The organism is Campylobacter sp. RM9334, assembly GCF_020138145.1.
Lineage (GTDB): Bacteria > Campylobacterota > Campylobacteria > Campylobacterales > Campylobacteraceae > Campylobacter_E.
The window spans coordinates 1-23,383 of record NZ_JACGAX010000004.1 but is presented as its reverse complement, the minus strand read 5'-3'; the positions used below and the strand labels follow the sequence as shown (position 1 = coordinate 23,383).

The following is a 23,383-nucleotide window of genomic DNA, read 5'->3' as shown; positions in this document are numbered from 1 at the left end:
GCATTTGCCCCTAGAATTTAATTTTAATTATTCATTATTTTTTCAAAATCAAAAAACCATTCTAATTCTTCAATATCATTAAATTTATCGGATAAATTTGATAATTTAACTATTTTAAAACCACATTTATTAACATAAAAATGGATATTTCTTATTTCAAAATAAGGTGTTGTTGTAGTCCAAACTTTAGTTTTAGGAAAAGTTTTTTCCACCATTTGCCAAGTTTTAAAACCATAGCCTTTATTATGAAATTCTTCAAGTATATAAAATAAATCAAGATTATTATGTTGAGTATTCTCATCTATTAAAAGGCATACTCCACCTATTTTTACACCATTGTCATATACATAAAAATTTTTAGCATTTTTATTCTCTAAAGATTTGAAAATCTCATCGATGGTGATTACATTTTCATCAGTTTTATCTCTAAGACTTATTTGAAAAGTATTTTGCACATCTTTTGCGAAATTACAAAACTCATCACTAGAAATTTCTATTAATTTCATAATCTTCCCTTAATTTAGATTAAAATTTTTAATTTTATAAATTTATAAAAATTATATGAAAATTTTTTAATTAGCTTATTGAAAAGTTTTTATAGTGATTAACCACTTGGTATTTAATTGTTATCTTGATGGTTGTATTCAATCTAACAATCAAAGAGTAAAAAATTCACTCAAGATTTGTCATTCTTTTTAGTGGTGTTGCTAAGCAAGTGGGTTGATTAGCATTTTTTTATAAAGAAGTCTTTGCGATAAATATGAGATAAATTTTTTATATTACTAAGTTTTAAATTCCTTAAAATTAATAATTACAAGTGAAGTTATAATTTAAATTTGAATATTAAAAACTCATATTATTTAATGAGCCTATGAAAGCATAGTTAAGGGGATTTTCCCCTTTTTAATAATTATTTAATTTAACACAACCCTCTTTTGAGCCGAACGAACACGCAAGATTATATAGTTGTTTTATTTTGTCTAAGTTTTCTTTAGAATTTGAGTTTTTAGCTAATTCATCAGCGACTTTAATACAAGAATTTGCATCTTTATCTTTTATACATTTTGCTTGATTGCTTATTAAATCAGGGTTTGATAAAAGCTCCATAGGGTTTAAATTACTTAATTTAAAATCATTACAAGCACTAAAAACTAATGCAACTAAAATAGCAAGGGTTTTTTTCATTATATCTCCTTATTTGTAATTAGATAATAATTATACCCCCCCCCCTAAGTTAATGTATGATAAATATTTTTAGAAAACTGATTTATTAAAAAATACAAATTCTATTATCGTTTTTCTTTACAACTCTAGCAAAGGCGTAGGCGTTTATGTTTGCATTTTGTAAAATATCTAAAGCTTTTTGAGTGTCTTTTTCGTTAATGCTAAGGATTAATCCACCGCTTGTTTCTGGAGAATATAAAAGTAAATCATCTTCAATAAATGATTTTACAAGTCCTTTTAAACTATTTTTGTTTGTATAACTAGCTGCTCCAAAAAGTCCTAAATTAGCGTAATTTAAAGTATTTTTATAATACTTTATCGCATCAGAATTGATTTCAATTGATATTTTATCATTTAGCATTTCGCTCAAATGCCCAATAAGTCCAAAGCCTGTAATATCAGTACAAGCATTTATTTTTATGCCATTTAAAAGTTCTAAAGCTTTATTGTTTAGACTTTTCATACCATTTATACATTCGCTAAAATCATCGTCTAAATTAGCCTTAATAGCCATAGCATTAAGACTTGTTCCTAGTGGTTTTGTAGCTATTAAAACATCATTTTCTAAGGACTTATTATTGCTTAAAAAACTATCTTTTTTAACATAACCAGTAACGCTAAGCCCTAAAAATACTTCACTAGAATTTAAAGTATGCCCACCAGCACAAAATCCACCCGCTAAATTAATAGTATCATTAAGCCCTGCTATCATTTGTTTTAAAATATCTTGAGATAAGCATTCGCTAAATGCAACTATATTCATAGCACTCATAACTTTTGCACCCATTGCAAAAATATCGCTTAATGAATTTGCTGCAGCAATTACAGCGTAATCATAAGCATCATTTACGATTGGGGTAATAAAATCAAGTGTTTGAACTAAGGCAAAATCTTCTAAATTAGTAGAAATTACCTTAGGATAATCAATAACACAAGCATCTTCATTACTAGTAGTTGAGCTTAATATAAATTCGCTAGGTTTAATATTAGCTAATGCGTTGTGTAAGTCAGCCTGACTTAGCTTAGCTCCTCAACCTGCGTGCTTGCTAAATTGAGTAAGTTTCATAGATTTACCATTTTTGTTTCAAATAAAGTATCTATTATCTCAACTGCGTTTGAACTTCTACCAATTTTTGGACTAACTTGAAAATAATTTAAGCAATTCGCACAACATAAAATATCAACTCCATCATCACTTAAAGCTTTTAAAGCATTAAATGCTGGATGGGTATCATCACAAGCTATAAAAACTGCTTCGTTTATTAATACAACTTTTTGAATTTTTCTTTCTTTTACAGCAGTTAAAAATCCAATTAAAAGCATTGCTCCTAATTCGCCTTCGCCAACTTTTAAAGATTTTAAAAATATTCCTTCTTGTTGTTTTGCTTCATCTTTTGAGCTTTTTATTTCGCTTTTTCTTAATTTAAAGCAAAATCCATTAAGTTCAAATTCTTGATTTAAATTCTTAAGCAATCTTTGGATATTTTCTTTTGCCGCTTCATTATCAACTATTATTTCTAACTCATCATTAATTGCTAAATTAATTAATGTTTTTTTTGTTTCAATTACAGGTATCGGACAAGCCTTGCCGCTAAAATCTAGTTTCATTATTCTTCCTTTTTAAATAGTTCGTTAAATCTTTTTTCTAAAAATTCTTCTAATTCTCTTTCTAATAATTCATAATTTTTCATAAATTCTAAAGCCTTAGGGCTAAGAATAGTTCCGCTATCTTTACTAGCTCCTTTTTTGCTAATAAATATATCTCCGCCTAAAAATTTTTCTGTGCTAGTTTTCTTAGTCCAAGCCTTTTTATAACTCATACGAAGTTGTTTTGAGCTCTCATTAATTGAGCCAAATTTTTCTATGGCTTTTAATATCTCATAATTACCTTTTCCAAAAATTTCGCCGTCTTCTTCTAGCCAGAATTTGATTTTAGGTGTTTTATTTTTCATAGCTATAACTCGGTGTTATTTTTCCATTTTTTGTAAGTTCTTTATACCAATAAGAATGCAAAATATATACTTCTTCTTCTTCTTTATATCCTGTTATCATTGCGTGAATTGAGCCTTTGATAGCAAATACAGCCATATATAAATGCACGAAAAACATAGCAGCACAAACAATGCCTAAGATATTATGAACTATTGCACTAAGTCTTAAAATATTAATATGGCTAATTCCTAACATATTTTGTAAAAATTCGCTTTGAAAATCTAAAAAGAACATAAACGCACCAGTAATTATCATAATAGCTCCACCAAAAACGGCTATGTAATACCACATTTTTTGACCGAAATTATATTTTCCCGCTGGAACAGGTCTTTTAACCTTGCTTAAATATCCACCTACTATCATAAGCCATTTTATATCATAACTAGCAGGTAACATTCTTTTAATCCAGCAAAAAAACATAGGAATAATTGAGATAAAAAATAAAATAGTAGCAACTCCGTGAAGGTTTTTGCAAAGTCTTACAAATACTCCACCACCAAAATAATGACCATTCATAATAATTAAGCCTGTTGGAATTAATATAATCCAAGCAAGTGCAGCAATGAAATGAAAACCACGCTCAAATAATGAAAAGGCATATATTTTTTTGCCTTCGTGACTAAATGTTTTAGGTCCTATTACCATATAATGTAATGAAAACGCACAAAGCACTGCAATTAAGACAATTAAAGCAAGTGAAGCAATATAACTTGATGCTAATATTGTCCAAATTTCTCCTAATTCATAGCTAGTAATATTAGTAACTCTTCCTGTAGTTGTTAAATCACTAGCATTTAAACAGGTAAATAAAAATGCTAATACAAAAAACTTTTTCATAATATCTTCCTAAAATGATTTTATTCTTTAATTTATATCAAAATATTTTTAATTTCTCCTTGAATAGTCATTAAAATTAAATTCTTTTTGACTTTTAATGCTACCATCTTCACCAACATAAATTAAACTTGGTAATTTTACTCCGTTAAAAGTTGTATTTTTTACTATTGTGTAATGAATTTGATCGCAAAATATTATCTTATCTCCTATATTTAGTTCTTGATTAAACTCATATTCTCCCATAATATCTCCTGCAAGGCAAGAATTACCTGTTAAAAGATAGCTATTTTTAGTGCTTTTAGTTTCTGCTAATTCATCACGACTTGCTAGGATTTTTGCATTTTTTACTTCGCTAGTGTAAGGCATAATGATAGTATCAGGCATATGAGCTTCAGCACAAATATCTAAAATTGCTATTTTTTTCTCATTTTCAACAATATCTAAAACACTAGCTATTAAATCCCCCGTTTGCCAACCAATAGCTTCTCCTGGTTCAAGGTATATTTCAAGATTATATTTTGATTTAATAGCTTTTAAGAATTGAATTAATTCTTCTACTTTATAGCCTTTTTTTGTGATATGATGACCACCACCAAAATTAATCCATTTTAATGGGTGTTTTGCTAGATATGGTTTTAAGAAATTATCTTCAAATACTTTAAAGACTTTTTCTAAACTCTCAAAACTCTCTTCGCATAAAGCGTGAAAATGTAGCCCATCAACTATTATTTCGCTATCTAATAAATCCTTTGCTTTAATGCCAAGCCTTGAGAATTTGCCGCAAGGATTATAAATTTCTTTTGGAGCTACTGAAAACTCTAAATTACAGCGAATTCCTAAAGATTGATTTTTATAATTTTTATGATTTATAACTTTTTTATATTCATTCAATGAATTAACCACTATATGATGACTAAGATTTAATATTTCTTCTAAATCATCATTACTAAATGCTGGTGCGTAAGTGTGGATTTCTTTATCTACAAATTCTTTAGCAAATTTTGCTTCCCATAATCCACTGCAAGTGCAGCCTTTTAAGTAATTTTTAATTAAAGGCATAGCAGCACTAAATGCAAATCCTTTTAAAGCTAATAAGACTTTAACTCCACTTTCTTCTTGAATTTTTTTAAAGATTTCAAGGTTATTTTTTAGTTTGCTTTCGTAGCAAATGTAAGCTGGTGTTTTAATATTATTTTCAATATATTTCATTACAATTTCCTTTCGGTATTAATAATTTTGCTATAATATCATATTAAATTTATAATATATTAGGTATTTTATGAAAGAAAGAAAGTCAATTTTAGAAGAATCAATAAAGAGCTTAACTCTTTATTCTATAATATTTTTCGCATTAATTTTTAGTGTTGGAATATTTGTTATTAAATCAAGTTATACGGAAGAAGTAAAAAATTTAGAACAAGAATATAGCGAGCAAATCAATTTATCGTCAAATAAATATATTAAAGAAGAACTTAAAAATATTAAAAAATATTTAGATGCAGAATTTTCATATTTAGACGATAGCGCTAAAGAATTCGTAGATAGTGCTTATAATTTCGCATTAAATTATTTAAACACTCACGAAGATAAACAAAAAGCTTTAGAATTTTTAAAAGCAAATATGGGTTATCCTATTGATATTGATGTTTTTGATGGAATTGACCCGACTTATTATTACTACGCTAGGTATGTGGAATTAGATAATAAAAAAATATTAAGAGTTACTTTAAATCCTAAAAAATATGAAGAAACTCAAAGGGTAGTAGCATTAAATAATATTAAAAATCTTCACAATGCTCAACTTTCTTATTTTAACGCAAAAAGATTAGATGATAATTTTAATTTTTTAGGTAATGAAAGATGGTATTGTGTATATGAAAACGAAGCTTATACTTGTTATGATAAAAATTGGTGGTTGGCTTTAGAATTTACCGTTAAAAGTGATGTATTAAAAGAAGCTTTAGAAGAAGTAAAAAGCAAAAGATTTGAATCAGCATTGATACAAGGTGCATTTTTAGGTTGTTCTATATTAGTTGGATTTTTAGGAATTTTAATTTACATAATAAGAAAGAAAAAAGAAGTAAGATCTCAAATAGAGCTAGCTACAAAGCATTTTGATATAGCATTAAATAAACATATATCTAATTTTAATAAGAATAAACAATTAAATAGCGATTTTGCATTTAAAGAATTTAGAACTTTAAGTTATGCTTTACTTAGATTTATAAGACAAATTCAAGCAAAAGATGGGAATATCAAAAAACAAGCATATATTGACAATATTACCGGTCTTATGAATATGATAAGTGTTACTGAAAGCCTTGATAATTATGTAAAAAAAGATAATAAGGTATTATTATTTTTATTTTTTAATATAGATAATTTTAGAATTTATAACTCAATGTATGGAAGAAGTTTTGGTGATGAAGTTCTAAAAATCGTAGCTTATAGAATTTATACAACATTAAAGGGTATAGCAACAGGAGATAATGAACATTTTGAGAGCTTAGACTTTATAAAATATGATAAATATAAATTTATACAAAATAAAACTACTTTTGAATGTCTTGCTAGGGTTAGTGCTGATGAGTTTTTATTAGTAATTGAAGTAGATAAAAATGAAGATTGCTTTACAATAGCTAAGAAGTATCATCAAAAATTAACTGCAAGAAGTATTAAAATTAATTCAAATGATGATTTAATAGAATATGAGCCATTTAAAATTAATGCTAGAGTTGGGTTTAGCATATATCCAAAAGATAGTAAGAATTTACACGAATGTATAGGAAATGCTGATTTAGCAATAGAAAATGATAAGGCTAGTGGAGATAATTGGATATTTGGTTATACAGCAGAAATCGGCAAACAAAATGAAGCTAATTTAAAATTACAACAAGATATAAGAAATGGTATTGTAAATAAAGAATTCTTATTATATTATCAGCCAAAAGTAGATGTAAAATCTGGCAAAATTATAGGAGCAGAAGCTCTTGTTAGATGGCAAAAAGGAGATAAATTAATATTTCCAGACCAATTTATAGGAATTTGTGAAAGAAGTAATTTAATTATTACTTTAGGTAATGAAATTATTAAAATGGCTTGTGAAGCTCAAAGAAGATGGTTAGAAAAAGGTCTTGAATTAAAACTTAGTATAAATCTAAGCACCAAGCAGCTTTTAAGCGAAGGAATAGTTCATACAATAGAAAAAAACATTCAAGGCATACCGCCAAGATTAATTGAATTTGAAATCACAGAAAGTTTTTCAATAGAAAACGCAACAAGTAAAGCTATTATTGATAAAATCAAAAAACTTAATGTAGGTTTATCAATGGACGATTTTGGTAAAGGGTATAGTTCTTTATCTTATTTAAATGACCAAGATTTAGATTTTGATGTTGTTAAGATTGATAAATGCTTTATACAAAATATAGACACTAATGAAAAAAATAGAAGATTGGTTGAGTTTATTGTAAATGTTATTAAATCTTTAAATAAACGCTCTGTAGCTGAAGGTGTAGAAAATATTGAGATTTTAAATTTCTTAAAACACTTAGGTTGCGATGAATATCAAGGATATTATTTTAGTAGGCCTGTTCCTGAAAATATTTTATTAGAAAAGGTATATGAAAATGGTAAAAGTTAATTTTTTAGGGCCAATTAATAAAAATTCTATTGAATTAGATGTAAAAAATATTCTTGAATTAAAAAATGAATTATTGAAATTTGAAGATTTAAAAGAGTGGTTAGAGATTAGTGCTATTGCTATAAATGATAATTTTATAGATAGTTTAGATATTTCATTACAAGATAACGATGTAGTAAGCATACTGCCTCCTGTTTGTGGTGGTTGAGCGTGAAAGAATTTCAATTATTTAATAATGCTCTTGATGAAAAAGCTTTATATAATGAGTTTTGCGGAATTTGTAAAGAATTAAACTACGGAGCATTTTTAAGTTTTAGTGGAATTATTAGGGCAGAAGGCAATATTAGCGGTCTTAGTTTTGATATATATGAGCCAATTTTAAGAAAATGGTTTGATGATTGGTGTGAAAAAACTAGGAATTTAAATATTAGATTATTTTTTGCACACGCAAAAGGAGATGTATTAGTAGGAGAATGCTCTTATTTTGCAGGGATTGCAAGTTCGCATAGAAAAAATGGCTTAGATATATTTGCTAAGTTTATTGAAGATTTTAAGCAAAATGCGCCTATTTGGAAATATGATTTGATTGATAATCAAAGAATTTATGCAAAGGATAGAAGTTTTAAATTACCGAATGCGGGAATATTAAGCAACAAGGAAAAATAAATAATGAATAAAAAAGCATTAGTAATAGAAATTATTATTGTATTTATTGTGGTACTTGCGTTACTTATTTTACTAGGTCTTAAGATATATAATTCAAAAAATGAAGCAGAAATGTCAAAATCAATCAGAAACTTAGCTACATTGATTAATGATGTAGATACTTACTATTCTAATAATGAAAATTTCATAGATATTCCACTAATGACTAAAGTAGGGCTTGATAAAGATATGTGGTTTTTTGTCAAATCTGAAAAATGTTTGCATTTTGGAACTTTTAGGGATTTTTTAATAGTTAAAAAAGTAGAAAAACCTGGGAAATTATGTTCTACTTTATTAAATTATGATTCTGTTAAATCGCTATTAATAGGCAAAGACACTCCAGGCGATGAAGCTGTAAGCGTTAATATAAGCAATTCTAATACTATATTTATTAGAATGGGTATTAAATACGATAATTCTATATTATAAAACTATTTTATAACCTGTTGAAGTAATATTTTTTATAATATTTACACCCAATTTATCTCTAAAACGCTTTATAAATGTTCTTACCGAACCATCTTTTACATCACTTTTACCCCAGCAAACCTCTTTTATCTCATCAAGGCTTACAACCCTACCAACTGGCTCACTAAGTGCTTTTAATAAAGCTAGTTCTTTTTTTGTAAGTTCAACTTCAAATTCTAATGTTTTAAAAGTTGATTTCATATAATCAATTGAATAATCTCCCATTTTAGTAACTTTACTCATATTAGAAACCAAGCTTTTTACACTTGCGATTAATTCTTCTGGAATTACAGGTTTGATTAAATACTTATTCACATTAACATCAATAGCTTTTAGTAATTTTTCTTTATCACTATGAGCTGAAATTACTATAATAGGCGTATTTGGGCTTAGGTCTTTAATACTTTTTGCAAGGCTTAAACCATCTTTTAGTGGCATTAATACATCACAAATTACAATATCAGGACGAAGTTTTTTAAATTTATTTAATCCACTTAAGCCATCTTGAGCGTAATGCACTTCATAAAACAAAGGTGCTAAAATATCTCCCATTAGATGAGCTATATTTTTCTCATCTTCAACAATTAATAAACTTAACATTCTTCTCCTTTAAAAATAAGTTCAAAATATGCACAATTGCCCTTGTTAAAACATCTTATATCTGCATTTATTTTATTTAAAATTTGCTTACAAATGTAAAGCCCAAGTCCTACGCCTTGTTTTTTATGTTTAGTTGTAAAATATGGGTCAAATATATGCTCTATTATGTTAGAAGGAATTGCCCCTGCATTATCGCTAATTTGTAAAATCAAATTCTTTTTTTCTTTAAATACTTTAAAATGTAGTATTTTATCATCTAGTTCTTGTTCTAAAAAAGCATCTTTAGCATTGTTTATAATATTTACAAGAACTTGCACTAATTCATTAAAATTGCATAACAAACAGCATTTTTTAGCACGAATATCAAATGTAGTTTTTATATTATTTTTTTTCAATGCTTGATAGCTTATGTATAAACTATGCTTAATTACTTTAATTAAATTATGCTTTTCTAAAGGCGTATTAGGATTAATAAAGTCCCTAAAATCATTAATAGTTTGGCTCATATTTTGGATTAATTTTTGACATAATTTATAATGTTTATCTTTTTTTTCGTTATGTAATAAATAAATAGCTAAAGATAATTCATTTAAAGGTTGTCTCCATTGATGAGCTATATTTTCTAGCATTTGTCCTAAGATAACTTGGCGATTTTGCTGAAATATTATTTTTTGTTGAGCGTTATTGATTGCTATTGCGTCTTCTATTTTCTTTTCTAAATTCTCATTGAGTATTTTTAAAGAATTTGTCTTTTGAGCTACGACTTGTTCTAAATTCTCATTTAATTGCATTAGCTTTTGTTTAGTTGCAACAAGCTCTTCATTTAAGGTAAAAAGCTTAGTAACATCGTGTCTAATAGCTATAAATTCAAATATTGTTCCATCTTCATCAAAAATTGGAATTATTGTTGTTTGTGCGTAGAAAAAATCCCCATTTTTCTTTTTATTCTTAACCACTCCTTTATGAACACGCCCAGCTAAAATAGTGTCCCATAATTTTTTAAAAGCACTCTTAGGTGTATCAGAGTGGCGGATAATATTGTGATTTTGTCCTAGTAGTTCATCTTCGCTAAAGCCACAAAGATTGCAAAATTCTTCATTTACAAAGGTAATAATCCCATTTATATCTGTTTTTGAAACTATATTTGTGTTTTCAATCGCATTTTTATATTCATTTAATCTATACATTTTTACCTACTTAATTTAAGTGCTAAAAAGCACAAATAAAATCCATAAACAATAATTAAAGCAAAAAATAAATATTGAATATTTTTAATTTTTCTAATTTTATTTATAAATATAGAGCCTAAAAGCATAGCAGGAAGAGTGCTAAGTCCAAAAATTAACATATTAAGCCAAGCTTCATTAACGCTTTTTGCAATCATTGATTTTGCTACGAAAAAATATACTAAACCACAAGGAAAAAATCCATTTAAAAAGCCAAATATAAAGCCTTTATATTTTGAAGTTTTTTTATTGTTTAAAAATACCATTATTTTTTTATATATGAATTGATTTTCTATAAAAGCTAGTAGTTGTCCCTTAACAATTAAAGCAAATCCTAAAACAACGCAAAAAGCACCTAAGATAAAATATAAAAATACTTGTAAGTTTAAAGAATTTAAAAAATAACCTAAAAAATAAGCTATAAGACCTATTAAAATATAAGCACAAATTCTACTAAAATGATATATAAAAATATCAAAAAAATTACTCTTTTTGTGGTTGAATAAAAGAATTATCCCACCACACATAAAAAAACAATGAGTAAGACTAAGACCTAGTCCTAGCACAAAAGTGCTAAGAAGATTGTTTATAACATCTTCCTTTTTTTAAGCTCTTCTTCATAAAGCTTTTCGTAAATTAAATCGTATTCTTCGCTACCAGGAACGATTTTTCTTTTGTAATTATTAATTTTATCAAATACTAGGTCTTCAATATCTTCGTAAGTTTTTAAGTATTCAATCATACTTGAATAAATCACATTTTTTACTCTATTTTCTGATACATTAAAATTGATTAAATCTTCATCAACCAAAGCGTCCAAAATAGCGTGAGATAAGGCATTATATCTATCTTCATAATTCATTTGGATTTTATATTCATCTGCTAGTTTTTTCTTAAGTAACCAAAACATATTTTTTCTATCAACTTGCATTAAATCCATTTGGCTTTCTTGCTCTGCTAAAATCTCATTTACCTTCTCATCAAGTGATTTTTCTTTTAATACTAAGGCTGTAATAATTTTTGAAACTACTTCTTTAACTGGCTCTAAACCATTTACTAATTTTACAAATTTTGAGTTTAATAAATCTATTGAAATTTTATTTGAAACATAAGGAATATGTGGTTGTCTAATACGCATTTTTAATCCTTTTTTATTTTTCTTCATTATAAAATATATTAGTAAAAATGAATATAACAATAATAATTAATTTTTAACTTTTGATAATTTTTAAAATGCCTTAATATTAAGCTTTTTAAGAGTTTTGAAGCATTGATTTGAATTCGGAATTTCCGAATTCAAATTCTTTTAATCGCCTATATAAATTTGTCTTGGGCGAACTATTTTTAATGGGCTTTCTTTTTGCTCAATTAGTTGTGAAATCCAGCCAGGAATTCTACCTACTACGAATAATACCGCAAACATTTCATTTGGAATTCCTAGAGCTTTTAAGATTAAGCCGCTATGAAAATCAACATTCGGATATAATCCACGGCTTACAAAATACTCATCATTTAATGCGATTTCTTCAATTCTAGTTGCAACTTTTACAAAGTTTGCATCAATTCCAATTTCGCTAATTAATTGGTCTCTTAATTTTTTAAGAACTTTTGCTCTAGGGTCAAAGTTTTTATAAACTCTATGTCCAAAGCCCATTAGTCTAAATGGATCATTCTTATCTTTTGCTCTTTTAATAAACTCATCAACTCTATCAGGTGTGCCAATTGTCTCAAGCATTCTAATCACACCTTCATTAGCACCCCCGTGTGCGTGTCCCCACAATGCACCAATTGCTGAACTAATACAGCTATATGGGTGAGCGTGAGTGCTACCGACTGAACGCACTACACTTGTGCTTGCATTTTGTTCGTGATCAGCATGAAGCATTAAAACCGTATCTAGTGCTTTTACCTCAATAGGTCTTAGATTTACATGCTCGTATGGATAAGTTCTTAGCATATATAAAAAGTTTTCGGTAAATCCACGATCAAGATTAGGATATGCCATAGGAAAGCCATTTTTATAGCGATACGCACTAGCGGCTATTGTTGGTATTTTTGCTACGATTCTGGCTGCCATTTCCATATAATCTTCGTGCTTATCCATATTTAAATGGTCAGGATAAAATGTTGAAAGTGCTGCAACTGCTGCTTGCATAACTGCCATAGGATGAGCATTGTCAGGGAAAGCGTCAAATAATTTATGCATACCTTCGTGAATAAAGCTTCTTTTTTTAAGCTCGTATCTAAACGCTTCTAATCTTTCAGGACTTGGTAATTCTTTATGTAATAATAAATGCACTACATCTAAAAAAGTTTTATTTTCTGCTAGCCATTCAATAGAATAACCACGATGCCTTAATTCTCCTGCTTCTCCATCAATATAAGTAATACTTGATTTACAAGTTGCAGTGCTAGTTAATCCTTCATCATAAGAAAATGCACCTGTTTTTGAATATAAAGACGAAAAATCAATTGATTTTGCACCTCTAGTTCCACTTAATACATCAAATTCAAATTCTTTACCATCGTAAATTAATTTTGCTTTTTCCATTTTTAACTCCTTTTTTAATAGTTATGTATATTTTAAAAGGAATTTGTGAAATATTGTAAAAAACTTACTTAGATTTTTGCTTATATGTTTCAATAAGTAACGAAATTTTAGGAATAGCCCACATAAATATAACAGCTTCAATTAAAGATGATAAAACCAAAGCTAAATAAAAAGAATTATCAATTAAGTTTAATTTCATTCCTAAAGTTGCAATTGCGATTAATAAAGTAAGCGGCATACAAGATGTAAAAGCTAATAAAATACAAGATATTTTAAAGTCTTTATAAAATACAAAAGAACTAATTATTCTACAAACTAACATAGTAAGAATAATAGCAAATGACATTAATATAAGCTCTTTATTAACCAAGCTAAAATCAAGGCTTAGCCCAACATATACGAAAAATATAGGTATTAAAAAAGGGTGTCCTAATGAGCTTAATTTATGCTCTAAATCCTTTTTATGCCCAAAAAAGCTAGATATAAACATACCAGCTAAAAACGCTCCTAAAGCTATTTCAAAATCAAAATAAAGCATTAAAGCAACTGCTAGCATCCACAATGCAAGACTAAGCCTTACATTACGCTCTGCTTTATCATAATCAGGCATTAAAATCTCTTTAAGCCAAGGTAACCACCAAAAAATCGCATTAAAAATATAATAAATTACAACAAAAATCCCTAAAAAGAATAGTATTGACAATACAGAAGTAACAACTTGCATTGTGCTACTTGAGTTTGAAAAGCTATTTAAAAGAGTTATTAAAACAATGCTTATTACTTCGCCAAGTGCTGCTAAAACCATAGTAAAACTAAGCCATTTTGGAGTAATTTCGTATTCTTTATATAAAATACTAATAAGCCCTATACTCATAACAGGAATTATTATTGCAACTACTAAGCTAAGTTTTAGTATCAATGAAATACTAATAGCTAAAGCGTAAAGAATTAAATAAAATAAAGATATTTTTTTTAGCTCATTTGCATTTAATTTTATAAATTCTTTAAGGCTTACTTCAAGCCCTGCTATAAACATTAAATAGCAAAATCCAATATGAGAAGCTAGGGTAAAAGCAGGTGTTTTTGTGATTATTCCAATAGCACCAGCAATACTTCCTAAAATAATTTCAACCGCTAAAATAGGTAAGCTAGTAAGCTTTGCTATATAAGGCGATGAAAAAACAACAAAAGATATAAATAATAAAATATTTAAATCATTTGAGCTAAGTTCCATTAATTTCCTTGTATATATCTAGTATCCTCAAAAATTATGCTTTTTGCAATTATTTCAATTTTTTCGGGGATATTTTCAATAATTATAATAGGACTTAGGTTATAGTGATTAAATAATTTTGCTCTAAAACTTATTTGCTTTTTAATACTTGGTGGATTTTTTAAAAATTCTTCATAATTTTCGTATTTAAAAAACTCATTCGCTTTTTTAAACGATATTACACATAATTCATCTTTATTACACATTATTAGCTCTTTACTTATGTCAAGACTTAGATTAATTTTGCGTGATTTAAAATGCGAATAAAACAAAACAAAAGCTTTTGCAGTATTTTTATTAGCTTTAATTCTTGCATAAAGCAAACGATAATTTAAAAACTTTTCTCTAATAATGCTAAATTGTTGATTTTTACTTTCTAATCTTACGACTTTTTTAAAAAATTGCAATTTTTCTTCTATTGAGCCAGGTAGAATTTGATTTTTATATATACTTGAGCTTAATTCTTTTATTAAATGCTCTTCGCTTTTTTGTTGAGCTAAGCCGTAAATACAGCCACAATAATTTTGATGATACAATAAATCATCTTTTGCTAATTTTAATTGCCTTTGAGTTCCACCATCTTTTCTAAAATCAACGCAAAAAAACTCTAAATCAGTCCCTTTTAAAGCTTCTTGCATAGATACTCTTAATTGCTCTAAATCTTTTTTAGGAGAGCATAAAAGTGTGGTTGTAAATGTTTTTTGCCCTAATTTTAAAGCCATTTCAACAGAACTTTGCATTCTAAAATCAAAACATTTAGAACATCTCTTCCCACGCTCAGGCTCATTTTCATAGCCTTTTACATAATTAAACCATTCAGCATAATCATATTCACCTTTAATTAGCTTAATACCAAGCTTTTTACAAGACCTTGCTACATCAAAATATCTTAATTCATATTCGCTAAAAGGATGAATATTTGGGTCATAAAAATACCCGATGAGTTCTTCATCAGGCATTAATTTTCTTAATTCTTGCAAAAAAAAGTGCGAATCAACGCTACAACAAATATGAACTAGCATTAATTTATTTTATACTTTTTACTAATTTCATTTATTGTGCCATCATCTAGCATTTCTTGTAGGCTTTTATTTATTATCTCAAGTAATTTTGTATTACCTTTATTTACAGCAAATCCTTGTGAATCTTCATCTTTATACTCGCAAACTACTTGCAAATCAGGATTTTTATTTAAAAAATTAACAGCAGCAACCTTATCTAATACTATAGCATCTATTTTTTTGCTTTGTAATGAAAGTATGCTAATGCTAGAATTTGCAAAGCCTTTTACTTCTTTTTGGCTAGATTTTTTTGCTATATCATATTGCACCGAGCCAAGTTCAGCCCCAAAAAGCGTATTAGTAAAATCTAAATCTTTACAATTTTTAATTTCTTGATTTTCATTATTTTCTATTCTTTTTATGAAATAATTAGAACTATCTTTAAAATTAATTGTAAATTCTACTGCCTTAGCTCTTGCTGGAGTTTTTTTCATAATTGCTCCGATTAAATCCACTTTATTGCTCTTAAGACTTGGGATTAATCCGTCAAAATCCATATATTTAAACTCCACTTCTAAATTATTTCTTTTAGCAATTTCTTTAATAATATCAACATCAAAGCCTTTTAATTCGTTGTTCTCTAAATATTCATAAGGCGGATAATTAGGTGCTGTTGCTACTCTTAAAATATCAGCACTCATACTTGTTAATAATGCTAAAGAAAATAATATTTTTTTCATTTTGCTCCCTTACTTTACGCTATCTTTATAAACTGCGTTTTCATTTACTACTTCTTTAATAATTAAAGACCTTTTTGTCTCTCCTGTGCTATCTATGCTAATAATCCCACTAACGCCTTCGTAATCTTTAGTTTTTTTAATCTCTTGATTTATACATTCGCTAGTGATTTGCTCGCAACGATTTGCAGCTTCTACTAATACAAAATAAGCATCAGCACCCATTGCAGCAAAATTTGATGGAAGACTTCCATTATAAGCTTTTGCATATTCTGCTAAATATTTTTTGCTAAGTTCTGTTGGTGGAACATTTGCATCAAAGCTATCTGTATATAAATGATTGTTTGAATACTCTGCTGCAAGTTTGATAAATTGCTCATCAGCAACCCCATCAGCACTAGCGATTATACTTTTAACACCTGCTATTTTTGCTTGTCTTACAAAAAGTGCTGCTTCTTGATAATAAAGTGGCAAATACACTACATCAGGATTTAAACTAGCAATTTGAGCTGAAATAGCGTTAAAATCTTTATCTCCACTTGTAATGATTAATTCTTTTAATATTTCTCCACCACCTTGAACAAATTCTTTTTTGTAAGCTTTTGATAAACCTAGTGAATAATCAGTCGCTTGGTCTTTTACAATTACTGCTGTTTTTTTACCTTGAGCTAATAAATATTTTGCCATAGCTTCGCCTTGAAAACTATCATTAAAGCACACTCTAGCAGCGTAATTTTTGCCTTTTAATAATTTATCATTTGTAGCAGCTGGTGCAATTACAGGCACTTTTTTCGCTTCAGCTGTATTCATAACCACTATAGTATTTGCAGTAATCATTTCTCCAATTATTGCACTAACTTTTGGTAAAACTCTTTCAGTTGCTGTGATGGCTTCTATTTTATCGCCTTTTGTATCAACTATATTTAAATTGATTTGCTCTCCATTTTTTAAAGTTGGTTGCATTGCATTTGCTACTTTTATTCCATTAAGTGCCGCATTTCCATACGCTGCAACGCTACCGCTAAGTGGTAAAACTACACCAATATCTAAAGCAAAAGCCGCACTAGAAGCTAATAAAATTAAACTTTTTTTCATAATAAATCCTTTAAATAATTTAAATAAATTCCTTGAATTACAAGGCATAAAAGACCTGCAAAAAATCCTGCAAGTAAATCATCAAGCATAACGCCTAAGCCACCTTTTAGCTTTTTATCAACTTTACCAATAATACTTGGCTTAGTTATATCAAAAAGCCTAAATAAGATAAAAGCTAAAGCAAAATGCCACCAAGAGTTGTTAAAACTCATACCAATCGCCAAAAAAACCCCACAAACCTCATCAATTACTATTTCTTTAGCATCGTGTTCGTGAGTTTTTTCATAATCGTCAATGATTTTAATACTTGCAATAAAAATTGCAATACTTAATAGCATTAAAGTGCTTTTATCTGTGTAAATTAGTAACAAATAAGCAAATGGTAATGCCGCAATAGTCCCCATTGTGCCACTTGCAAACGGACTAAGACCTGAATAAAAAAATGTTAAATATAGTTTTGCTAATTTTTCTTTCATTAAAATCCTTTGTAATTTGGAAAAATATCTTAAGTTAGTTAAGGAATAATTTGTTTTTAGAATTTGATTTAAAGAATTTAAATATTGTTTTTAAATTCTATGATTTTTAATTTAAGAAAAACATTATAAAATAACGATTATTTTTTATAAAAAAAGGCAAAAAATGTTGAAAAAATCAATAATTTTAATGAGTATTTTATATTCTAGTTTAAATGCAAGTGCCGTTGATAGTAGATTTTCGTATCAAGATTATTTAGATTTTGGTGCTAATAAAGGCAAATTTAAAGCAGGGACAACAGAGCTTAGCGTAAGCTCTAAAGATGGGACTTTAAAAGTAGATAGTTTTTCTTCTATGCCTATGATTGATTTTAGTGCTAGTAATAAAACGGGTATTTTAAGGGGAGAATTTACAAATATAGGTGGCAATAGGGTTTTAAGTGCAGCTCATATGATTTTTGGAGACCAAGCAAATTCTTTGCATAAATATTCAGCTTTACAATTTGGTGGAGTATTAAATACTGTTGTAAGTGCATCAAATAATTTTGATAAATGGACTTGTACTCAAGGAACTTGTGGAAAAGATGATTTTTTAGCTCTTAGAATGGGTAAGGTTAATATTAATAAAAAAGCGGATATTGCTCCGATAAAATACTATGATGAAAATGGAAAAGATACAAATTACGAAGCTTTTAAAACATATTCATCAGATATTAATAATGATTTAGCAAATTTTGAAGATAAAAGTGGTAAGGCAGCTTTATATGATAATTTTAGATATACACTTTTTGTAAGGAGTGGAACAGGTCTTCAAAAAATTAACACAGTAGAAACAATAAATAAAAACGGATACGATTATTTTAGTGTAAAATCAGATAAATTGGCTGATGCAAATAAGTATTTTACAGGTGGAATTATAAACAACATAGATAAAAATGAAAGTTTCAGACAAGAATTTGGAATCTATACAATTAATTTTAATCAGAATAAATTATTGAATTTTTCAAGCACAGGCGCAAAAGGCGATAGTGGAAGTGCTTTATATGTATGGGATAATGTAGATAAAAAATGGTATATGATAGGAGTAGCTAGTGTTGCAAATTGTAATGAAAATAGCACATCTTGTACTTATACAAATTATCATTTAGTAAATAATAATACTTTAGATATTTTTAATAAGGCTCATAGTGTTATTACATCTGCTAATTTAACACTTAATAATGATGGTTTAAAAGATGATAAAAATCATCTTGTAGAACAAACAATGGGGGCTTTATCTTTTAAACACCATTATTCTGGTTATATAAGCAGTTTAAATAAAAATTACGATGCTTATAAGCAAAGATTAGATTTAATGGCTAATGATAAGGATATTTATATAAATGGTGGTTCTTTAACTCTTAGTGCTAATGCTGATTTAGGTTCTAGTGCATTGATTATAAAAGATAATTTAACTTATGATATTAAAGGTAATTTTGACTTTTTACATGGTGGTCTTGATATAGGTGCTAATTCGGTCGTAAATTATTATGCAAAGACTACTCAATATGATTTCTTACATAAAATCGGAGCTGGCAAGCTAAATGTATATTCAAGTAGCCCCAATGCAGGTCTTAGAATAGGTGGGGGCGAAGTTGAGTTTAAAAATTCTTCAGGCACAACTTTTGGTAGTATTTATATGACTAATAATTCAAGTTTAAAGATAAATAACGCCAATCAAATAAATACAAATTATTTATATTTTGGCGAGAATGCAGGCAAGCTTGATTTAAATGGTGCTAGTTTAAAATATTTTAATAATTTTTATGCAAGTGATAATAATGCAGTGATAACAAATACTAGCACTAACTTAAGCACTTTGGAAATCAATAAATTTGCTACAACAGAACCTACAAATATTATTTATCACGGAAATATTAAAGGAAATATCAATATAATTCAAAATCACAATAATAAATCCGATAAATATGCTGTTTATGATGGTGGTTTAGATATTCAAAATATGGAATTTAAAAACGGAAATTTAGTTTTACAAGGTCATCCAATAGTGCATAATTATGTATCACAAGATGTAAAAGATAAGCTAAAAGAAGATATATTTACTACCCCTACAAGGCTAGACCAAGAAGATTGGGAAGAGAGAAATTATAAAATGGCTAGCCTAACTTTAGACAAAGCTAGTCTTGATATTTTAAAACATTCAAATGTGGATATTAAAAACATTAATTCTATTTCTTCAACCATTAAAATTGGCGATAATTTAGCTTATATAGATAGGTTTGATGGAGAAAATATAAAAGCAAATGATACTATGGGTAGTGATACTAATGAAAGTTATTATAATAATCTAAAATATCAAGAAGAAGTAACAAAAGGCAAAAGCATTGCTAAAAATATCAAAATTAATTCAAATTTTGATTTGAAAACCAATTCAAAACTAAGCCTTTTAAATGGCACAGATTTTAAAGGCACAATAACAGCTGATGATAGTTCTAGCCTTGAGTTTAATGGTGCAATGATTAATGCAAATATAAACGCAAGTAGCCTAAACTCAACCAATACAACATATATTTACGAAAGCAAAACTAATGCTTTAAATATAAGCAAAAGCACAAGTGGAGCTAATAATACCTTGCTAATCCAAAAAGACTTTTTAAACGGAGATGATAAAATACTTTTAGCAAGTCTATCAAACTCTACTTTAGTGGCTGAAAATTATTTTGATATTAAGGGTGAAGCTTCAGTATTTGCCGACCTTAAACCTAATGTAAAATACTATGATGAAAACGGCACAGCTAAATGGTATCTTGAAAAAATACCATCTACTCCATCACCAGAGCCAAGCCCAACACCAAATGAGCCTAGCACTCCAAATAAACCAAGTGAGCCTGATACTAAACCAACTCCACCAACTAACACAGACACAACTCCAAGTGAGCCTATTAATCCAAATGAGCCTAGTGTTAATAATCCAAGCGAACCTAGTATTCCTAGCACTCCAACAACTCCAAGCGAACCTGATACTAAACCGATTGAGCCTAAGCCAGACACCCCAACAACTCCAAATGAGCCTACAATACCAGATGAGCCAAGCACTCCAAATAACCCAGAAGAGCCTGTTATAGTTGAGCTTGACCCAAATCCTAGCAACAATCCAAGCAATGTAGAAACAAAAGGCCATTATCAAGAATACTTCTTCGTAAGAGAGAAAGAAAGTTCAATAAATACAGCTAAAAACACGCTAAATCAAGCATTTTTTAACTATGTTTTAGAGTGGAACAATATGCAAAAGCGTATGGGAGAGCTAAGAGATGAGGTTGCAAATGGTGGAATTTGGATTAGGAATTTCGGTGGAGCAAGTTCGTATCTAAAAGATAATAAGACCAAATATTATGAATTACAAATCGGTGCTGATAAGATTAGCGAAATGGATGATTTCAATGCTTATGCGGGAATTATCTTTACTAATTCAATTTATAAACTAGATACAAAAAATATGCTAGAAGGTAAAGTAAAAGGCATAGGCGGGGGACTTTATTCAAGCTTTATTTTTAATAATGGTTTTTATATTGATATGATTGCAAAATATGTTGATTATAAAAATGACTACACTCTAACGCTAAATAATGGCAATAATAAAGCAATTTATATTAACGCGAATAATCATTCTAAAAGCGTAGTAGCAAGCGTAGAATTAGGCAATAGATTTTATATGAATAATTATTATTTAGAGCCTAGCGTTGAGTTAATTAGTGGCTATGTTAGTGCGATTAGCCTTGAAAATAAAGCCGAGCATATAAAATTAGAAAGCAAATCATTCGTTCCATTTAATACAAAAACAATGCTAAGTTTTGGTAAGCAAAGTAGCGAAGATTCAAGATTTGGATTTAGATTTGGGGTTGGAATTGCTGCTGATTTAGCTAAAAACGGCGATAAAACCATAAGAGATTTAAATGTAATTAGACAAATTGAAGGTAAAAAAGATACAAGAATGCTAACTAATGCTTCATTTAATTATAATTTCACGAATAATTTAAGGCTAATGACCGAGTTTGAAAGGACATTTTTTGGTGATTTGAATGTGGATTATTCGCTTAATATGACTTTAAGAAAGAGTTTTTAATTTATTTTGCACCTATTTTAAAGGTGCAAAATCTTTATATGTTTTTATCTTGTCAATAAATATTATTTATTGGGTTTTTTAATGAGTTTAAGCATAAAGAGTTTCAAAATACATTTATTCTATCGCCTAAATACTCAAATTATGATGCAAAGCTTAATTTTTGATATAAAGAAGCAAAAATAACCATTAAATAATAATCTTTATTCATTCACTCGCATTACTAAATACAAAAAATAAAGAATTTAAAATAATAATTCAAATAAAAATATTTTAATTTTCTTTAAAAGTAAGAAAATTTAAATTGCTAAGTTATTGTTTGTATTAAACTACTTCTTAAATCTTGCCAAATTACTAAGCGGTAAAGATAGCTAAGATTTATAATTTTTACCAACAAATTTCTTAAAAGTTTAGTTATTTTTAATGTTACTTTTACGCATTTAATTGTATTTTTTACTCATAAAATCACTTGAAATCTCACTGATATTGATTTTTTTAAGTATTAAAAAATAAAGAATTTAAAACAATAATTTACACATAAAAACTAAAAAATATAAAGCAATATTTTTATTATTACCAAAGCTTTATATTTTGATTTAGAGATAGCCTAAATAGTATTAAATCAATAATATGATAAATTCAAATTTATGTTTAAGCTATTATTTTTTTTAAAAGATTATTTTTTGAATGAATTGCTGTGATTTGCAATATTAATGCAAGTTAGCGTTAGAATATTTTTATCTTTTTCGTAAATTAGCACCAAATCGTTTTTCACATGGCAATCTCTATAGCCTTTAAATTTACCTTGCAAAGCGTGGTCTTTATAAACCGGTTCTAATACTTCATCATTTGCCAATCTTAAAATAATTTTATTTGTTAATTCTTTATCAGCTTTGCTTAGTTTTTTAAAGGCTGTTTTGTAAGCTTTAGTCTCCCTTACTTGATACTTCACCATTTTATGCTTTCTTCTACGAATTTTTCAGCGTCCATATATTCAATTTCCCCACGCAAATATGCAGCTTTTAATTCTTTTGCTTCTTTTATAGAATCTAAAAATTCTTTACTATTATAAAAATCATCTAATTTGCTTTTTTCTTTCTTTATCTTTATCGGCTCGTTAAATGCCTTTGCTAATTCTTTTAAAGCCTTTAAAAAGTGCGGATTATCATTCATCTTTACTATTACATTCATATTTACTCCTTTTGTAATCGTTATCTTATACTAAATATGTTTAATTTATCAAGTTTTAAGTAAAATTCTTGCTTTAAATTCTTAAAAGTTTAAAATGTTTTTTGATTATATTTTTTAAAAAGTTTAATAAGTAAAAGGTGCTAAGGATAGCACCTTTTTTGTTATTACAAATAATCTTTAAAACTATTGTAATAACCTTAGTCGTTTTTTAAGATAGCTAAACGCTATCTTAAAAACTCCATTCAGT

22 protein-coding genes and 2 pseudogenes are annotated in these 23,383 nt (G+C 27.8%); 5 read left to right on the top strand and 19 right to left on the bottom strand.

The window, feature by feature from the left end:
- Positions 1-23: 23 nt before the first annotated feature.
- From AVBRAN9334_RS02635 to nspC, 7 genes and pseudogenes are all read right to left on the bottom strand, one after another.
- Positions 24-506, bottom strand: coding sequence for a GNAT family N-acetyltransferase (locus AVBRAN9334_RS02635; RefSeq protein WP_336606948.1), 483 nt, complete (start codon positions 504-506; stop codon positions 24-26).
- 397 nt (positions 507-903) lie between these two features.
- Entirely contained in the window at positions 904-1,185 is a 282-nt protein-coding gene (locus AVBRAN9334_RS02630; RefSeq protein ID WP_214119593.1) for a hypothetical protein, read from the bottom strand.
- An 85-nt stretch (positions 1,186-1,270) separates the two neighbouring features.
- Positions 1,271-2,242, bottom strand: a pseudogene (selD, locus tag AVBRAN9334_RS02625) (selenide, water dikinase SelD); the annotation flags it as partial.
- A 44-nt stretch (positions 2,243-2,286) separates the two neighbouring features.
- Positions 2,287-2,832 carry a sulfurtransferase-like selenium metabolism protein YedF gene (gene yedF / locus AVBRAN9334_RS02620; protein ID WP_214149899.1) on the bottom strand — a complete coding sequence of 182 codons (546 nt, stop codon included), beginning with the start codon at positions 2,830-2,832 and terminating at the stop codon, positions 2,287-2,289.
- Positions 2,832-3,176, bottom strand: a complete 345-nt coding sequence (locus tag AVBRAN9334_RS02615; RefSeq protein ID WP_336606947.1) for a winged helix-turn-helix domain-containing protein — start codon at positions 3,174-3,176, stop codon at positions 2,832-2,834. Before AVBRAN9334_RS02615 ends, yedF begins: the two co-directional genes overlap by 1 nt.
- Positions 3,166-3,984 (bottom strand): annotated as a pseudogene (locus tag AVBRAN9334_RS02610) (formate dehydrogenase subunit gamma); the annotation flags it as partial. The gene AVBRAN9334_RS02615 and the pseudogene AVBRAN9334_RS02610, both read right to left, overlap by 11 nt.
- Before the next feature lie 117 nt (positions 3,985-4,101).
- Positions 4,102-5,262 (bottom strand): carboxynorspermidine decarboxylase, encoded by a 1,161-nt coding sequence (gene nspC / locus AVBRAN9334_RS02605; RefSeq protein ID WP_336606946.1) that lies wholly within the window; start codon positions 5,260-5,262, stop codon positions 4,102-4,104.
- A gap of 70 nt (positions 5,263-5,332) precedes the next feature.
- On the opposite strand from nspC, the gene AVBRAN9334_RS02600 reads away from it, so the two are divergent.
- The 4 genes from AVBRAN9334_RS02600 to AVBRAN9334_RS02585 are packed head-to-tail and all read left to right on the top strand — an operon-like array spanning position 5,333 to position 8,830.
- Positions 5,333-7,696 (top strand): putative bifunctional diguanylate cyclase/phosphodiesterase, encoded by a 2,364-nt coding sequence (locus tag AVBRAN9334_RS02600; protein WP_336606945.1) that lies wholly within the window; start codon positions 5,333-5,335, stop codon positions 7,694-7,696.
- A complete protein-coding gene (locus tag AVBRAN9334_RS02595; protein ID WP_336606944.1) occupies positions 7,683-7,904 on the top strand; it encodes a MoaD/ThiS family protein in 222 nt (73 codons plus the stop codon). The genes AVBRAN9334_RS02600 and AVBRAN9334_RS02595 overlap by 14 nt, the downstream gene beginning before the upstream one ends.
- Before the next feature lie 2 nt (positions 7,905-7,906).
- Positions 7,907-8,362: a molybdopterin synthase catalytic subunit gene (locus tag AVBRAN9334_RS02590; protein ID WP_336606943.1), complete on the top strand. Its 456-nt coding sequence runs from the start codon at positions 7,907-7,909 to the stop codon at positions 8,360-8,362.
- Positions 8,363-8,365: 3 nt separating this feature from the next.
- Positions 8,366-8,830, top strand: coding sequence for a hypothetical protein (locus AVBRAN9334_RS02585; protein ID WP_336606942.1), 465 nt, complete (start codon positions 8,366-8,368; stop codon positions 8,828-8,830).
- On the opposite strand, the gene AVBRAN9334_RS02580 is transcribed toward AVBRAN9334_RS02585, so the two are convergent.
- The 10 genes from AVBRAN9334_RS02580 to AVBRAN9334_RS02535 form a co-directional block, all read right to left on the bottom strand.
- On the bottom strand, positions 8,825-9,469 hold the full coding sequence (locus tag AVBRAN9334_RS02580; protein ID WP_336606941.1) for a response regulator transcription factor: 645 nt from the start codon (positions 9,467-9,469) through the stop codon (positions 8,825-8,827). The two genes, AVBRAN9334_RS02585 and AVBRAN9334_RS02580, sit on opposite strands and share 6 nt — an antisense overlap.
- Positions 9,463-10,656: a PAS domain-containing sensor histidine kinase gene (locus AVBRAN9334_RS02575; RefSeq protein ID WP_336606940.1), complete on the bottom strand. Its 1,194-nt coding sequence runs from the start codon at positions 10,654-10,656 to the stop codon at positions 9,463-9,465. The genes AVBRAN9334_RS02580 and AVBRAN9334_RS02575 overlap by 7 nt, the downstream gene beginning before the upstream one ends.
- Before the next feature lie 2 nt (positions 10,657-10,658).
- On the bottom strand, positions 10,659-11,261 hold the full coding sequence (locus AVBRAN9334_RS02570) for a sulfite exporter TauE/SafE family protein (protein WP_336606939.1): 603 nt from the start codon (positions 11,259-11,261) through the stop codon (positions 10,659-10,661).
- Positions 11,262-11,281: 20 nt separating this feature from the next.
- Positions 11,282-11,833, bottom strand: a complete 552-nt coding sequence (locus AVBRAN9334_RS02565) for a DUF507 family protein (RefSeq protein ID WP_214116410.1) — start codon at positions 11,831-11,833, stop codon at positions 11,282-11,284.
- A 168-nt stretch (positions 11,834-12,001) separates the two neighbouring features.
- Positions 12,002-13,246, bottom strand: a complete 1,245-nt coding sequence (locus tag AVBRAN9334_RS02560; RefSeq protein WP_214116418.1) for a citrate synthase — start codon at positions 13,244-13,246, stop codon at positions 12,002-12,004.
- 64 nt (positions 13,247-13,310) lie between these two features.
- Entirely contained in the window at positions 13,311-14,480 is a 1,170-nt protein-coding gene (locus tag AVBRAN9334_RS02555) for a cation:proton antiporter (protein WP_336606938.1), read from the bottom strand.
- On the bottom strand, positions 14,480-15,541 hold the full coding sequence (locus tag AVBRAN9334_RS02550) for an epoxyqueuosine reductase QueH (RefSeq protein ID WP_336606937.1): 1,062 nt from the start codon (positions 15,539-15,541) through the stop codon (positions 14,480-14,482). Before AVBRAN9334_RS02550 ends, AVBRAN9334_RS02555 begins: the two co-directional genes overlap by 1 nt.
- Entirely contained in the window at positions 15,541-16,260 is a 720-nt protein-coding gene (locus AVBRAN9334_RS02545) for a substrate-binding periplasmic protein (RefSeq protein WP_214116433.1), read from the bottom strand. The genes AVBRAN9334_RS02550 and AVBRAN9334_RS02545 overlap by 1 nt, the downstream gene beginning before the upstream one ends.
- Before the next feature lie 9 nt (positions 16,261-16,269).
- Positions 16,270-17,352: an ABC transporter substrate-binding protein gene (locus AVBRAN9334_RS02540; protein WP_214119584.1), complete on the bottom strand. Its 1,083-nt coding sequence runs from the start codon at positions 17,350-17,352 to the stop codon at positions 16,270-16,272.
- Positions 17,349-17,828 (bottom strand): phosphatidylglycerophosphatase A family protein, encoded by a 480-nt coding sequence (locus AVBRAN9334_RS02535; protein ID WP_214119583.1) that lies wholly within the window; start codon positions 17,826-17,828, stop codon positions 17,349-17,351. The genes AVBRAN9334_RS02540 and AVBRAN9334_RS02535 overlap by 4 nt, the downstream gene beginning before the upstream one ends.
- Before the next feature lie 163 nt (positions 17,829-17,991).
- Between AVBRAN9334_RS02535 and AVBRAN9334_RS02530 the strand changes: the two genes are divergently transcribed.
- Positions 17,992-21,948: an autotransporter outer membrane beta-barrel domain-containing protein gene (locus tag AVBRAN9334_RS02530; protein ID WP_336606936.1), complete on the top strand. Its 3,957-nt coding sequence runs from the start codon at positions 17,992-17,994 to the stop codon at positions 21,946-21,948.
- Positions 21,949-22,621: 673 nt separating this feature from the next.
- On the opposite strand, the gene AVBRAN9334_RS02525 is transcribed toward AVBRAN9334_RS02530, so the two are convergent.
- Positions 22,622-22,900: a type II toxin-antitoxin system RelE/ParE family toxin gene (locus tag AVBRAN9334_RS02525; RefSeq protein ID WP_250325694.1), complete on the bottom strand. Its 279-nt coding sequence runs from the start codon at positions 22,898-22,900 to the stop codon at positions 22,622-22,624.
- Entirely contained in the window at positions 22,894-23,136 is a 243-nt protein-coding gene (locus tag AVBRAN9334_RS02520) for a hypothetical protein (RefSeq protein ID WP_214116441.1), read from the bottom strand. The genes AVBRAN9334_RS02525 and AVBRAN9334_RS02520 overlap by 7 nt, the downstream gene beginning before the upstream one ends.
- Positions 23,137-23,383 lie beyond the last annotated feature (247 nt).

Bases quoted from the DNA above. Each gene is read 5' to 3' on its own strand.
- AVBRAN9334_RS02525 (WP_250325694.1), bottom strand. From the start codon at position 22,900: ATGGTGAAGTATCAAGTAAGGGAGACTAAAGCTTACAAAACAGCCTTT.
- AVBRAN9334_RS02545 (WP_214116433.1), bottom strand. From the start codon at position 16,260: ATGAAAAAAATATTATTTTCTTTAGCATTATTAACAAGTATGAGTGCT.
- AVBRAN9334_RS02580 (WP_336606941.1), bottom strand. From the start codon at position 9,469: ATGTTAAGTTTATTAATTGTTGAAGATGAGAAAAATATAGCTCATCTA.
- AVBRAN9334_RS02630 (WP_214119593.1), bottom strand. From the start codon at position 1,185: ATGAAAAAAACCCTTGCTATTTTAGTTGCATTAGTTTTTAGTGCTTGT.
- AVBRAN9334_RS02555 (WP_336606938.1), bottom strand. From the start codon at position 14,480: ATGGAACTTAGCTCAAATGATTTAAATATTTTATTATTTATATCTTTT.
- AVBRAN9334_RS02520 (WP_214116441.1), bottom strand. From the start codon at position 23,136: ATGAATGTAATAGTAAAGATGAATGATAATCCGCACTTTTTAAAGGCT.
- nspC (WP_336606946.1), bottom strand. From the start codon at position 5,262: ATGAAATATATTGAAAATAATATTAAAACACCAGCTTACATTTGCTAC.
- AVBRAN9334_RS02530 (WP_336606936.1), top strand. From the start codon at position 17,992: ATGTTGAAAAAATCAATAATTTTAATGAGTATTTTATATTCTAGTTTA.
- AVBRAN9334_RS02615 (WP_336606947.1), bottom strand. From the start codon at position 3,176: ATGAAAAATAAAACACCTAAAATCAAATTCTGGCTAGAAGAAGACGGC.
- AVBRAN9334_RS02560 (WP_214116418.1), bottom strand. From the start codon at position 13,246: ATGGAAAAAGCAAAATTAATTTACGATGGTAAAGAATTTGAATTTGAT.
- AVBRAN9334_RS02635 (WP_336606948.1), bottom strand. From the start codon at position 506: ATGAAATTAATAGAAATTTCTAGTGATGAGTTTTGTAATTTCGCAAAA.
- AVBRAN9334_RS02595 (WP_336606944.1), top strand. From the start codon at position 7,683: ATGGTAAAAGTTAATTTTTTAGGGCCAATTAATAAAAATTCTATTGAA.
- AVBRAN9334_RS02535 (WP_214119583.1), bottom strand. From the start codon at position 17,828: ATGAAAGAAAAATTAGCAAAACTATATTTAACATTTTTTTATTCAGGT.
- yedF (WP_214149899.1), bottom strand. From the start codon at position 2,832: ATGAAACTAGATTTTAGCGGCAAGGCTTGTCCGATACCTGTAATTGAA.
- AVBRAN9334_RS02585 (WP_336606942.1), top strand. From the start codon at position 8,366: ATGAATAAAAAAGCATTAGTAATAGAAATTATTATTGTATTTATTGTG.
- AVBRAN9334_RS02600 (WP_336606945.1), top strand. From the start codon at position 5,333: ATGAAAGAAAGAAAGTCAATTTTAGAAGAATCAATAAAGAGCTTAACT.
- AVBRAN9334_RS02550 (WP_336606937.1), bottom strand. From the start codon at position 15,541: ATGCTAGTTCATATTTGTTGTAGCGTTGATTCGCACTTTTTTTTGCAA.
- AVBRAN9334_RS02575 (WP_336606940.1), bottom strand. From the start codon at position 10,656: ATGTATAGATTAAATGAATATAAAAATGCGATTGAAAACACAAATATA.
- AVBRAN9334_RS02565 (WP_214116410.1), bottom strand. From the start codon at position 11,833: ATGCGTATTAGACAACCACATATTCCTTATGTTTCAAATAAAATTTCA.
- AVBRAN9334_RS02540 (WP_214119584.1), bottom strand. From the start codon at position 17,352: ATGAAAAAAAGTTTAATTTTATTAGCTTCTAGTGCGGCTTTTGCTTTA.